Annotated in this window: 11 protein-coding genes; 5 read left to right on the forward strand and 6 right to left on the reverse strand. The window is 71.7% G+C overall.

What is annotated here, in order from left to right; translation table 11 throughout:
• Positions 1-264: 264 nt before the first annotated feature.
• A complete protein-coding gene (locus R2B67_RS35185) occupies positions 265-765 on the forward strand; it encodes a hypothetical protein (RefSeq protein WP_026242033.1) in 501 nt (166 codons plus the stop codon).
• Between the two features lie 120 nt (positions 766-885).
• Here R2B67_RS35185 and R2B67_RS35190 read toward each other — a convergent pair whose 3' ends face one another.
• The 3 genes from R2B67_RS35190 to R2B67_RS35200 all read right to left on the reverse strand — a co-directional run bounded on the left by R2B67_RS35190 (position 886) and on the right by R2B67_RS35200 (position 5,650).
• Entirely contained in the window at positions 886-3,099 is a 2,214-nt protein-coding gene (locus R2B67_RS35190) for a terpene synthase family protein (RefSeq protein ID WP_317824646.1), read from the reverse strand.
• A gap of 173 nt (positions 3,100-3,272) precedes the next feature.
• On the reverse strand, positions 3,273-3,986 hold the full coding sequence (locus R2B67_RS35195; RefSeq protein ID WP_317824647.1) for a transglycosylase SLT domain-containing protein: 714 nt from the start codon (positions 3,984-3,986) through the stop codon (positions 3,273-3,275).
• A 527-nt stretch (positions 3,987-4,513) separates the two neighbouring features.
• Positions 4,514-5,650, reverse strand: a complete 1,137-nt coding sequence (locus R2B67_RS35200) for an aminoglycoside phosphotransferase family protein (RefSeq protein WP_026242034.1) — start codon at positions 5,648-5,650, stop codon at positions 4,514-4,516.
• Between the two features lie 231 nt (positions 5,651-5,881).
• Here R2B67_RS35200 and R2B67_RS35205 point away from each other — a divergent pair, with 231 nt between their 5' ends.
• Complete coding sequence (locus R2B67_RS35205; RefSeq protein ID WP_317824648.1) at positions 5,882-7,378, forward strand: DNA-binding protein NsdB; 1,497 nt, start codon at positions 5,882-5,884, stop codon at positions 7,376-7,378.
• Between the two features lie 93 nt (positions 7,379-7,471).
• Here R2B67_RS35205 and R2B67_RS35210 read toward each other — a convergent pair whose 3' ends face one another.
• A complete protein-coding gene (locus R2B67_RS35210; RefSeq protein ID WP_317824649.1) occupies positions 7,472-8,896 on the reverse strand; it encodes a PP2C family protein-serine/threonine phosphatase in 1,425 nt (474 codons plus the stop codon).
• Between the two features lie 272 nt (positions 8,897-9,168).
• On the opposite strand from R2B67_RS35210, the gene R2B67_RS35215 reads away from it, so the two are divergent.
• From R2B67_RS35215 to R2B67_RS35225, 3 genes are all read left to right on the forward strand, one after another.
• Complete coding sequence (locus tag R2B67_RS35215; protein WP_317824650.1) at positions 9,169-10,017, forward strand: phosphotransferase; 849 nt, start codon at positions 9,169-9,171, stop codon at positions 10,015-10,017.
• 128 nt (positions 10,018-10,145) lie between these two features.
• On the forward strand, positions 10,146-10,310 hold the full coding sequence (gene rpmG, locus R2B67_RS35220; protein ID WP_018515115.1) for a 50S ribosomal protein L33: 165 nt from the start codon (positions 10,146-10,148) through the stop codon (positions 10,308-10,310).
• An 88-nt stretch (positions 10,311-10,398) separates the two neighbouring features.
• Positions 10,399-10,659 (forward strand): type B 50S ribosomal protein L31, encoded by a 261-nt coding sequence (locus R2B67_RS35225; RefSeq protein ID WP_317824651.1) that lies wholly within the window; start codon positions 10,399-10,401, stop codon positions 10,657-10,659.
• A gap of 224 nt (positions 10,660-10,883) precedes the next feature.
• On the opposite strand, the gene R2B67_RS35230 is transcribed toward R2B67_RS35225, so the two are convergent.
• A complete protein-coding gene (locus tag R2B67_RS35230; protein ID WP_317825046.1) occupies positions 10,884-11,519 on the reverse strand; it encodes a DUF1275 family protein in 636 nt (211 codons plus the stop codon).
• Positions 11,520-11,666: 147 nt separating this feature from the next.
• On the reverse strand, positions 11,667-12,167 hold the full coding sequence (locus R2B67_RS35235; RefSeq protein ID WP_317824652.1) for a tetratricopeptide repeat protein: 501 nt from the start codon (positions 12,165-12,167) through the stop codon (positions 11,667-11,669).
• Positions 12,168-12,232: the final 65 nt, after the last annotated feature.

Here is a 12,232-nt window from a genome sequence, read left to right on the forward strand (position 1 = left end):
TATCGCCGTACCCGTGCTGTCCGGCGTATCGCCGTTCCCGTACCCGTACGCGCCGCCGCCGCTACGGACGGGGCACGGCGGTGATCCAACGGTATGCGGCATGGAGCCCGGTCGCGGGCGAACTTGCTCCGATTCCACGCGGAAGAGTCTGCGCCGGGGTCCCGCCCGCGCTTCCCGCCGGCGGGCGGAGGGCCGATGGGGCGGGGCGGTGTTCCGTCCCGGGCCCGGCTCCGCAACGTGAGCCGGGCCACGTAACATGGCTGCATGTCCTTCCTCCGCCGCCGTAGCGCCGCAACACCCGCGGGCCCGGACTTCGATGTCCTGGCCATGGACCCGGGGGACTGGCCCGGCAACCTCGGCGCCGGTCTGCTCCCCGCCCCCGACGGCAGCTGTCAGGGCGTCTTCCTCCGGTACGACCTGTACGGCGGCCGTGGCCCGGCCATGATCATCGGTAATCTTCCGGCCGGTTCGCCCGCCCGCGAGACCGAGGACGGCCAGGTTCCCTTCGAGGTCGCGCAGCTGCTGCTGGCCCTGGAGAACGACGAGCCGATCGAGGTCGTCAGCAGCGAGGACGTCCCCGTGATGCAGGGCGACAACCTGCTGATCGTCCGCCGGGTGAAGCTCTCGGAGAGCCGGATCGCCTGCGTCCAGTTCGACCGCAGCGACGGGGTGCTCGTGACCATCGCCAGCTGGGACCGGCCCATCACCGACGACCTGTACACCCTCCTCAAGCCCCTTCCGGCAGAGCTGTTCCAGCAGGGCTGAAACGTCACTGCATAGGCCTCCCGCATATGCGGGAGGCCTATGGTCTACCGTGCATCCGGCCCCGGCCCGTCGCGAGGTTCACGCGACGGGCCGGGGCCGGATGCTGCTGCTGCGGTGGGACTACGCCCTGCTGCCCGCCAGCTCCGCCATCAGCCGCGTCACCTGCGCCGCCGAGGTGCCGAGCCCCGTGGGACCGCTGAGGTGCCAGGGAGCGCCGTGCCCGCGCCGCAGGTCCTCCTCGCGGTACCGGCGGCAGCCCCGGTGCCAGATCAGGATGCCCGCGAGCCAGTGCTTGAGCTCCTGCACATAGCCCGCCAGCACCTCCCGCGCCTCGGCGTCCAGGCCGAAGTCGTCGTACAGCACCGGAAGTTCGACCTCCGCCACATGCAGGAACTGCCGCAGTCGCGACTTCATCAGGTCGTGCACGATCGCCACGCCCGTCGGATAGTCGACCCCGAAGAAGTTCTGCACGACCAGGACGCCGTTGTGCACCTCCCCCTCGTACTCGATCTCCTTCTGGTACGAGAACAGGTCGTTCAGCAGGCACGCGTAGTCCGCCGCGGCGTTCTCCAGCGACTGCATCGGGCCGCTGCGGTAGACCGCCTCCGGTACCGTCCTGCCGTGCCCGAGCCTGCACAGGCTCATCGTCAGGTTCGAGCCGAAGGTGTCCCTGCGCATCTCGACGTAGTCGACCGGATCAGGGATACGGTTCTGCGCCTGGTTGGCCAGCTCCCACAGCCAGCTCTCGGTCATCGACTCGATCGCGGTCCGGAAGGTGCGCCGTGCGCCCAGGTCCATGGGTTCGGCGGTCCTGCGCCACAGGTCGCCCAGCGACCGCTCCAGCGCGTTCACCGGCTCCGGGATGGCCTCACCGTCCAGCGGCATGAAGAGCGAGAGGCGCTCATTGGCCAGCCGCGCCCCCGCCAGGTCCCGGGACCGCCCGTGCACCACCGGGAACCAGTCGTCACCGTACGTACCCCAGGCCAGCCATGCCGAGGAGATGTCCAGCTCCTCCGGTGAGGCGTCCGGATGGATGCCCGCCGCGCACAGGGGGAGGTCGATCGCGACGATCCGTTCCTCGTCCCAGATGTGCGAGCCCGGAACCCCCGGCTGCGCCTCCAGGATGCCCATCCGGCGCGCCCAGTCGACGAGCCGTACCCGGGCACCCTCCAGGTGCGGGCTCAGCGTCGTCCCGAACGGCAGCTCCAGGTCGGGGATCAGGGAGGGGCCCACGTGCTGGAACGGCAGATGGCTGTGGCTGCGGGCCCGCGCCGTCTCCGAACGCGGCGTGAACTTGATCGAGGCGGCGGACATGCCGAAGCCCGCCACCGCCTCGCCGGCCCCGCCCCCGTTCATGTACCGGCTGGAGCGCATGTGCCACTCATGGCCTCCGGACTGCCAGTCCTGGAGCCCCTTGACGTACGCGAGGACGGACGCGGTCTGCGTCGGGTCGAGGCCCTTCTCCGCGCAGAGCGGGCCCAGTTCGGTGAGGACGGTGTTCTCGAACTGCTGGAGCCGTGAGGTCAGCAGGTCGTTGACGGCCTCGGCGGCCTCCTGTGTGGAGCAGCCGAGGAACTTCTCCAGGACGAGGACCCCGTTGCTGTTCTCGCCCTCCTCCTCGACCTCGCGCTGGTACGAGAAGAGGTCGTTGCGCAGGTGCACCCCGTCGGAGAAGGCGTCGCGCAGCACCCGCAGCGGGCGGGCTCCGGCCACCTGGGCGGGCACCTCCGCGCCGGCCGCGTACTCCACCAGCCCGGCCGACCAGGGGGCGCCGCCGACCTTGCGGCGCATCTCGATGTACTCGACGGGGTTGGCGATACGGCCCTCGTTGATGTTGGAGAGCTCCCACATCGACTCGTTGAGCAGGTTCTCCGTCGACTCCGCGAACCGGGCCCGCCAGGCGTCCGACATCGCGGGGACCGTACGCGTCCACAGATCGGCGAGGCCCGCCTCGACGGGGTTCTCCGGCTCGGGGGTCGCGGCCCCGCGCTCCATCGGCATGAAGGCGGGCAGCCGGTCCAGATACCGCTTGGCGCCCTCACGGTCGGGGGTGCGCTTGAACAGCTCCAGGAAGTGGTCGTCGAAGAAGAAGACCCAGACATACCAGTCGGTGACCAGGGACAGTGCCTCGGCCGAGCAGTCGGGGTGGGTGTAGGCGCAGAGCAGGGCGTAGTCGTGCGCCTCCAGGTCCTTCTCCTCCCAGATGCCGGATCCCTCCAGCATCCCCATGCCGCGCGCCCACTGACGCGTGTGCGTCCGTGCCGCCTCGACATGAGGGTTGAGCCGCGCCGGATACGGAACATAGAAGTCCGGCAGTGAGAAGGGCTGTGCCATGTGCGTCAGGCCTTTCCGAAGCCTCCGCGCGGCGAGCGCGCGGACCAGTAGTGGTGTCCGCGCCAGCTCTACCCTTCGGCCAACCGGGGCACGCGCCAGGGCGATTAGTCGGATAATCGCGGTCTGATCTGTGCCCGCTCGGTGGCGGTCCGCTCTCTGTGGGCGGAGTCGACTCAGTAGGCGGAGTCGACGTTGTCGATCGAGCCGTACTTGTCCGCGGCGTAGTTGGCGGCGGCGGTGATGTTGGCGACCGGGTCGGTCAGCTTCTTCGGGGTGCCGTTGACGTGGTAGGCGTCGAAGGTCGGCTGGATCACCTGGAGCAGGCCCTTGGAGGGAATGCCGTTCTGCGCGTTGATGTCCCAGTCGTTGACGGCGTTCGGGTTGCCGCTGGACTCACGCATGATGTTGCGGTGCAGCCCCTCGTAGGAGCCGGGGATGTTCTTCTTCTTCATGATGTCGAGCGACTCGCGTATCCAGCCGTCGAGGTTGTTCTTGTACTGCTTGGGTGCGGCGACGGCCTTGCGCTCGGTGGAGCGGTTGGCGGCCTGCTTCTCGGAGCGCGCCTTCTCGGCGGACTTCTTCGCCTCGGCCTTACGGTCGGCCACAGCCTTCTCCGCGGCGGCCTTGCGCTCCGCCACGGCCTTCTTCGCTGCGGCCGCGTCGGCGGCGGCCTTCTTCGCGGCGGTCTCCTGGGCGGCCTTCTTGGCCGCGGCTTCCTTCGCCGTGGAGACACCGGCGACCTTCTCCGCGGCGATGGAGGTCTTGGCCGCGGCGGGCTGTGCGTCGCTCTGCCCGCCGGTCGCGGCGATGGCCGTGACGGAACCGGCCGCGACGAGCACGGCGGTGGCGAGCTTGTGGGAGCGGGTGATGCGGATGGTGCGGGGCATGCGTGAGCTCTTCCTTTTGGGGACGGGGACTGCGGCCGGTGGCCGCGTGAGCAGAGACCGAGGGGGATCGGCTGCCGACCGCCGGGGGCGCTCGTCGCAGGCTCGGTCTCGGTGCTTGCCGGGATCCATGGTTAACGGCCACCTGGACAAGAGGCAATGACCCTATTTACTACTCCTGGTAGGAGAATGAGGGGAATATCGGCTTTGGGTGTTTCACGGCGCCGTGGGGGAGAGCTCGCACCCACTACCGTGATTCGTAGGTGACGTGGGTCTCGTGGCGCGCCTCACCCGGGGAGGGCATCGGGATGCCGCAGAGTCAGTGCCCTGTCACGCAGCGCGGAACGCGGAAAAGCGCGCTGCGGGACCGGTTTGTCGGCACCGGTCGCGCAGCGCGCTCCCTTTACACAGTGGTTTCTTCGTCTTACACAGTGGTTTCTTCGTCGTGGGTCTGCGGGGGAAGGCGGCCCACCCGCCTTCCCCCGCAGACCCACGCGGCCGCGTCGTCGGCGCTGATCACGCGTGCGCGATCAGCGCGTCCCGACCGCCGCCCGCACCGCCCGCCGCGCCATCGCGCAGTCGTCGTGCAGCCTGCGCAGCAGCAGCCGCTGCTCCTCGCCCGAGGAGAGCGCCCCCGGCCGGTCCTGGCCCGCGCCCACGGCGGGCGCCTCGCGCATGGTGCGCTGCACGGCCGTCTCGTAGTTTCGGATCTCCCGGGTCAGGACGAGCATCAGGTTCACCAGGAACGCGTCCCGCGCGGCCGGCCCCCTGGCCTGCGCCAGCTGGCTGATCTGGCGTCGCGCCACCGGGGCGTCACCGAGCACCGCCCACAGGGTGGCCAGGTCGTAGCCCGGCAGATACCAGCCCGCGTGCTCCCAGTCGACCAGCACCGGACCGGTCGGGGACAGCAGGATGTTGGAGAGCAGCGCGTCACCGTGGCAGAACTGGCCCATGCCCTGGCGGCCGCCCGCCTGGGCCAGACCGTGCAGAAGCTTCTGCAGATCGCCCAGGTCACGGTCGGTGAACAGGCCGAGCTCGTGGTAGCGGGAGATGCGCGAGGCGTAGTCCAGCGGCGCCTCGAACAGCCCGGGCGGCGGCCGCCAGGCGTTCACCCGGGCGATCGCACCGAGCGCCGCACGGATGTCGGCCCGCGGTGGCGCCTCCGCCGGGTGCCGGGTCAGCGCGGCCACCCGGCCGGGCATCCGCTCGATCACCAGCGTGCAGTTCTCCGGGTCCGCCGCGATCAGCCGGGGCACCCGAACCGGGGGCCGGTGCCGGACGAACGCGCGGTATGCCGCTATTTCGTGCTGGAACCGCTCGGTCCAGGCGGGGGAGTGGTCCAGTAAACACTTCGCCACGGCGGTGGCCCGCCCGGTGGTGCCCACGATCAGGACCGAACGGCCGCTGCGCCGCAGCACCTGGACCGGGTTGAACTCGGGGCAGATGCGCTGCACGGAGGCGATGGCCATCCGCACCTGCGCGCCCTGCGGCCCGGAGAGGTCGATGCGTCCGCTGAGAGGTCCGGCACCCGGTCCCGCCGCCCGCCGGGTCCGGCCCAGACCCTGCGCCGGCGCGCCGGCGTGGGGGGCGAGATACGGCCCGCCGCCCGTCCCCATGGGACGGAGCGGCCGGGGCGGGGCGGACACGGAGGACGATGCTGTGTACATGGGCGAGACAGATCCCTTCGTGCGCCGACAAGTTACGTGCGCCAACCCGGCCGACGGCCGTTCGGCACCCTGGGGAGTACCTAGGGCTGCCGGGCGGGGTGGCGCTTTCCTACCTGACACCGGGTCACGGGTGGCAGACCATCTGGCGGACCCTGGCGAACCCTGGCGAATAGTCACAGCGCATCTGACAGGGGGTTAGTGTCAAGTCAGCCGAGAACCTGGGGGCTTGACGTGACCGGAGAACCCAACACCCGCCTTTCTGACCTGTTCGGCCTGGCCGGCTGGTCCAAGGGCGAACTCGCGAGAATGGTGAACCGGCAGGCGGCGGCCATGGGCCACCCGCAGCTGGCCACCGACACCTCGCGGGTCAGGCGCTGGATCGACATGGGGGAGTCCCCCCGTGATCCCGTGCCCGAAGTGCTGGCAGCCCTGTTCACCGAGCGGCTCGGCCGTGTCGTGACCATCGAGGACCTCGGGTTCGGCCGGCGCGGGCGTGTGGGGAAACGGCGTGACGCGGGGAAGGAACACGACCCCGATCAACTGCCGTGGGCGCCCGAACGGACGGCAGCGGTCCTCACCGAATTCACGGGAATGGACCTCATGCTCAACCGACGCGGCATGGTGGGCGCGGGCGCCGCGCTCGCCGCCGGCTCAACCATCGCCGGCCCCATGTACGACTGGCTGCGCAGCAGCCCCGCTTCCGCGGCCGACGCGCCACGCGCCAACGATCCCCAGCACGCCGACCCCGCCGGTTTCGACCGGTACGAGGCCGCGCCCGTGGGCTCCGAGGAGATCGAGGCCCTGGAGCACTCGGTCGAGGTGTTCCGCGCCTGGGACGCCTCCCGCGGCGGCGGCCTCCAGCGCAAGGCCGTCGTGGGCCAGCTCAACGAGGTGGGCGGCATGCTCGCCTACCGCCACCCCGACCATCTCCAGCGCCGTCTGTGGGGCGTCGCCGCCAACCTCGCCGTACTCGCGGGCTGGATGTCCCACGACGTCGGCCTCGAACCCACCGCCCAGAAGTACTTCGTCATCGCCGCCCACGCGGCCAGGGAGGGCGGCGACCGGCCCCGCGCCGGTGAGGCGCTCTCCCGCGCCGCACGCCAGATGGTCCACCTGGGGCGCCCCGACGACGCCCTCGACCTGATGAAGCTGGCGAAATCCGGCTCGGGCGACGAGACCCTGCCCCGCACGCAGGCGATGCTGCGCACCATCGAGGCCTGGGCACAGGCGGCGATGGGCAAGGGCCAGGCCATGCGGCGCACCCTCGGCGAGGCGGAGGAGCTCTTCGTCTCGGACAAGGGCGACGTGCCGGCGCCGAGCTGGATGCAGATGTTCGACGAGGCCGATCTGCACGGCATGCAGGCCCTGGCGTTCCGCACCCTGGCCGAGCACGACCCGGCCGCCGCCGTCATCGCCCAGCGCCACGCCAAGCAAGCCCTGGAGTTGCGGGTCAACGGCCGTCAGCGGTCCAAGCTCTTCGACCACATCTCACTCGCCTCGGCCTGCTTCATCGCCAACGACCCCGAACAGGGCGACCGGTACGCCCGGCTCGCCCTCGTGTCGATGGGGGAGACCTCCTCGCACCGCACCTGGGACCGGCTGCGCGAAATGTACCGGCTCACCGGCCAGTTCGAGGGTTACGCCAAGATCCAGGACCTCCGCAAGCAGATCGAGCTCTCGTTGCCGCAGAGCCCGGTCGCCCACAAGCCCAGGGGTACGCAGGCCTGATCCCCGTACATGCACGCCGGCGGAGGCCGTAACCGCCGTGCGCGCCCACCGTCATGACGCCCCGGCCGCTCTGAACACCGGTCCCGCGCTTCCTCACGCCCCGATCCGGGCGACCAGCACACACGCGTCGTCCAGGCGCTCGGCCCCGCCGAACTCCTCGACCACGCCCCGCACGCACTCCTGTGCGTCACGGGCCTGGGCGAACCGGTGGGCGAGGGCGAGCAGTTGCTCCGGGCCCGCACCCCGGTCGCCGCGCCGCGTCAGGCCGTCCGTGTGCAGCACGAGCACGTCGCCGGGGAGCAGGCGCACCTCGTCCTGCTCGTAGGCGACAGGGGAGGCGGCACCGAGCAACGCCCCCTCGGGGAGCGGCAGTCGGCGCCCCGTTCCGTCGCGGAAGAGCAGGGGTGCGGGGTGTCCCGCCTGCGCCCAGGAGAGGAGGCCGGTCGCCGGGTCGAAGCGGCAGCACAGCGCGCTGCCCAGGGCGGACCGCACCGATGTTTCGAGGAGGTGGTCGAGGTGACCCATCAGGGCGCCCGGCTCGATACCGGCGACGGCCATGCCGCGCAGCGCGCCGAGCATCATGGCCAGGGCCGAGGTGGCGGGGAGGCCGTGCCCGGACAGGTCGCCGACGCTCAGCAGGGTCCGGCCGTCCGGCAGCTCCATCGCGTCGTACCAGTCGCCGCCGATGAGGCCGCCGGCCGCGGAGGGGAGGTGGTGGGCGGCGATGTCGAGGGCGCCGGGCCCCCCGGCCGGAAGGAGGAGCGAACCGCGCCACGGGGGCAGCACGGTCTCCTGGACCTCGGTGGCCGTCCGGTGCCGCGGGCGCTCGACGGGCTCGTCGCGCCGGGCCGAGTCCCGGTTCCGGCTGACGCTCTCCTCGCCGCGGCGCAGCTCGCCGATGTCCCGGAGCACGGCCCACATGGAGGCGGTGCAGCCCTCGGAGTCGAGGACCGGTTCGCCCGTCATGTGCAGCGTGCGCACCTGGCCGTCGGGGCGCACGATCCGGAACTCCCCGTCCATCGGCTGCCCGTCCACCAGACAGCCCGTCACCATCGAGGTCAGCTTCGGCTGGTCGTCGGGGAACAGGACGGACGGCAGGTCGTCCAGGGAGAGGGGAGGTGAACCGGGAGGCCGGCCGAAGATCTCGTACAACTCCTCCGACCAGCTGACCTCGTCGGTGAGGAGGTTCCATTCGGCGCTGCCCACCCGGTTCGCCGAGGAGCCGGCCGACGCGCCGTCCGCGCTCACGCGGTCGTCCCGGTCCGCCGAGCGCTGGGCCGGCGGGCCGGCCTTGAGCTGACCCAGATGCTGGTCGAGGTTGTCGAGGTGCTGGACGGCCAGGTCGCACAGGGCGCGCTGCCAGCGCGCCTGGGGGTCGTCCTCGTCGGTCACCGCCGCGTTCCGTCCCACGGCTTCCACATCTCCGCGCAGTCGGCGCGCACGGTGGATCAAGGCGTCGACGGCATCGTGCGCGGGGGGCTGTGGTGCGGGGCGGTCCGCGAACAGATGGGACGGCATCTCGTACTCCGATACAGGCGCGGTGCGGCCGGGTCTCAGGGGTCGGCCGCTCTCGACTGTCGCACAGGCTGCGGCGGCCCGTAAGGGATTCGACCACACTCGATGCGTTGTTGCTTCTGGCATATGCCACCGGCTGCACACGACGGGCGAGCCTCCGAACGGGCGTACGGTTGAGGGGTGTTGGCCCTTCCCCGTGGCATAGGCGGCCGCGGTGAGCGGGCTGACAGGGAATGCGCGTGCGCGCGACCGGGCCGCCCGGCAGGATGCCTCGCATGCCCGAGCAGCCGAGTGTCATCCTTCCCCCGCGGTCCGTCCTCGACGCCTTCGGCGTGCGCGGCGTCCCCGAGCCGCTGACCGGCGGTCAGGGGCGCAGCGTGCGGGTCGGCGGGGCCGTCCTGAAACCCGCGGAGGGAACCGAGGGCGAGTCGGAGTGGGCCGCGTCCGTCTTCGAGCGGCTGCCCCGGGGTGCCGGCTTCCGTGTGCCGCGGCCGCTGCGGTCGGCCGGAGGGGACGCCGTGGTCGAGGGCTGGACGGCCGCCGAGTTCACCGAAGGCCGCCCCGGCCCCAGCAGGCAGTGGCCCGGGGTCGTCGCCACCGGACGCGCCTTCCATGCCGCCCTGCGCGAGCTGCCCCGCCCCGCCTTCCTCGACCGCCGGACCCACCCGTGGGCGGTGGCCGACCGGATCGCCTGGGGTGAGGAGGAGACCGCCGTGGTCCAGGAGCTCGCCGAACCGTTCGCCCGCCTGCTGTCCCTGCGGCGGCCCGTGGAGGCGGCGGCGCAGATCGTCCACGGCGACCTCACGGGCAATGTGCTCTTCGCGCCCGGCCAGGACCCCGTCGTCATCGACTTCTCCCCCTACTGGCGCCCACCCCTCTATGCGGAGGCCGTGGTCATCGGCGACGGCCTGCTCTGGTACGAGCCCGCCCCCGGCCTCCTCGTCGGCGGGGGAGCCGACCCCCGCTGGCGCCAGATGCTGATCCGGGCCCTGATCTTCCGGCTGGTCGCGCTGAGCGGACTGGTCGGCCCGTCCTGGCGTGCCGGGGAGAAGGAGGCAGCTCGCTTCCTGGCGGCCACGGAGGCCGTGGAGCGCGGAACGTACGAGGGTCGGACGCGGCTCTGAGAGCCGCTGGGGGCGGGGCTCTCCGGCCCGGGAATGGAGACGGGGCGGGTCGCGTTACCCCATCAGAACGAAAACGAATCCCATTCCCGTTACGGGAGTGGGGTCGTCGAGCATCACGGGAGGCGCCCATGGCACGCAACGAACTCAGGCCCGTCGTGACCCTCCGGTCCACCGCCGGAACGGGGAGCAGCTACGTGACCCGCAAGAACCGCCGCAACACCCCCGACCGGCTGGAGCTGCGCAAGTTCGACGCCGCCGCCGGGCAGCACGTCCTCTTCCGCGAAACCCGCTGACCGGATCGCGCGGAGGAAACCCGCACGTCACCGTCACCGCCACCGCACCTGTCGCCGCCGACGCCGTCGGTGAGGAAGGAACGCATCCATGAAGCCCCGTATCCACCCCGTCTCCCGCCCCGTGGTCTTCCGCGACCGAGCGGCGGACGTCGCCTTCCTGACCCACTCGACCGCCGACTCCGGCGCGCGCGTGACCTGGGAGGACGGCAACACCTACCCCGTCATCGACGTGGAGACCTCGTCGGCGAGCCACCCGTTCTACACCGGGCGCCGTCAGGTGCTCGACACGGCCGGCCGCGTGGAGCGGTTCCGGCGTCGTTACGGCACCGACGAGGCGTCCCGGAGCTGACCGTCGCCGGTCCCGACCGGCGCCGGAACCGGGGATTCCGTGCCGTGGATCACATCCGCGGGGGCGGGTTCCCGGGAACAGTCCGAGATGGTTTATCGTTCATCTATACGTGGGTGTGAGGGGGACAGTGTCCCCGGGCCTCACCACAGCCCATGGGGAAAGTTCGCACAGCCGAAGCCCCATGGAGCCCCTCGCCGAGAGGCGACCGCCCTTCACGCCCGCACTCAGGCCGCCCCGGCTGGATTCCCCCGATCCGGCCGGGGCTTCCCCGTGTTCCGGCCCCCGCGCCACCCGGTCTCGAGAACCGTCGCACCCGCCACCAGGACCACCGCACCCAGCGCGGCCCCGGGGCTCCACCACCGCTCCGTCAGCGCCGCGAGCGCCGCCCCGGCCACCACCGCCCCCAGCCGGCCCAGCACCCAGCCGTCCCCCGGCTCCAGCCGGCGCGCCGCCGCACGGCCGGCGAGCGAGGTGAGGGTCCCGGTGAAATAGTTCGTCGGCGTCACCCGGACCCGCCCCTGGACGCCCATCGCCAGCGACACCAGGGCCAGCAGCCCGAGCCGGTCACCGTACGACGCGACCAGCCCGAACCCCCACAGCGCGGCCGCCACCCCGAGCAGTACCGACTCGGTCAGCAGCGTCAGACCCAGGGGGAGTCCGGCCATCAGCGTCCCGGCCGCCACCCCGCACGCGTACGCCGCCAGGGCGGTGACCACCCGCTGCGCCACACCGTCCTCGCCCGCCCCGGCCGCCGAGGCACCCAGCAGGACCAGATTCCCGGTCATCACCCCCGCGAAGACCTGGCCCACACAGAGGAAGGCGAACGCGTCCGCAGCCCCGGAAGCCGCGGACAGGAGCAGCAGCGCCCACCCGGCGCGCCGGGAAGAGGCGTCGGCCCGTGACGCGACGGAAGAGGGGGACGGGGGCGGGGGAGGGGAGTGCACGCGAGCATTCTCGGTACGCACGCGCTCCGGTGCCGCGCGCCGCGCTGGATGCGGCGCGCCCGGTCACATGGTCTCGTGGAGGTCCTTGGCGTAGTGCTCGATGGCCGGCCGGTACTGCTGGACGTGCCGGTCCTCACTGGTCGACGCCACCACCCGCAGCAGCAGCTGCATCGCCTCGTGGTGCTCCTCCGTGTTGAACAGCGCCATCGCCAGGAACGTCTGGAGCGCCCCGTCGTCCGGGAACTCCTCGACGCCCCGGCGCAGCGTCTCCACGGCCTGCCCGTACCGCCCCAGCACCCGATAGGTACTGCCGAGGCCCAGCAGCGCCCCCCGCCGGTCCTCCGCGCCGAGCCCCGTTCCCGCCACGCTGCGCTCGTAGTACGCCACCGCCTCGGTCTCCAGGCCCAGGACGTCATGGACCCACGCCGTCCGGTAGGCCACCTCCGCGTCGTCGGGGAACTCGGCGGTCAGGGCGAGCAGCCGCTCACGTGCCTCCTCGGCCCGGCCCTCTTGGCGCAGCCGGTCGGTCTCGGCCAGCTGATCCTTCTTCTCACGTGCACTCATGAGATCCATCGTCGCAGGCGGCACCGGGTGGCCGGGTGATTTTCGGGCCCGGACGCCCACCCGGG

Source organism: Streptomyces cyaneofuscatus, from assembly GCF_033109485.1.
GTDB classification, from domain to species: domain Bacteria; phylum Actinomycetota; class Actinomycetes; order Streptomycetales; family Streptomycetaceae; genus Streptomyces; species Streptomyces cyaneofuscatus.

Coding starts and splice junctions, on each gene's coding strand:
- R2B67_RS35200 (WP_026242034.1), bottom strand. CDS start 5,650: ATGTACACAGCATCGTCCTCCGTGTCCGCCCCGCCCCGGCCGCTCCGT.
- rpmG (WP_018515115.1), top strand. CDS start 10,146: ATGGCACGCAACGAACTCAGGCCCGTCGTGACCCTCCGGTCCACCGCC.
- R2B67_RS35225 (WP_317824651.1), top strand. CDS start 10,399: ATGAAGCCCCGTATCCACCCCGTCTCCCGCCCCGTGGTCTTCCGCGAC.
- R2B67_RS35235 (WP_317824652.1), bottom strand. CDS start 12,167: ATGAGTGCACGTGAGAAGAAGGATCAGCTGGCCGAGACCGACCGGCTG.
- R2B67_RS35190 (WP_317824646.1), bottom strand. CDS start 3,099: ATGGCACAGCCCTTCTCACTGCCGGACTTCTATGTTCCGTATCCGGCG.
- R2B67_RS35215 (WP_317824650.1), top strand. CDS start 9,169: ATGCCCGAGCAGCCGAGTGTCATCCTTCCCCCGCGGTCCGTCCTCGAC.
- R2B67_RS35185 (WP_026242033.1), top strand. CDS start 265: ATGTCCTTCCTCCGCCGCCGTAGCGCCGCAACACCCGCGGGCCCGGAC.
- R2B67_RS35195 (WP_317824647.1), bottom strand. CDS start 3,986: ATGCCCCGCACCATCCGCATCACCCGCTCCCACAAGCTCGCCACCGCC.
- R2B67_RS35210 (WP_317824649.1), bottom strand. CDS start 8,896: ATGCCGTCCCATCTGTTCGCGGACCGCCCCGCACCACAGCCCCCCGCG.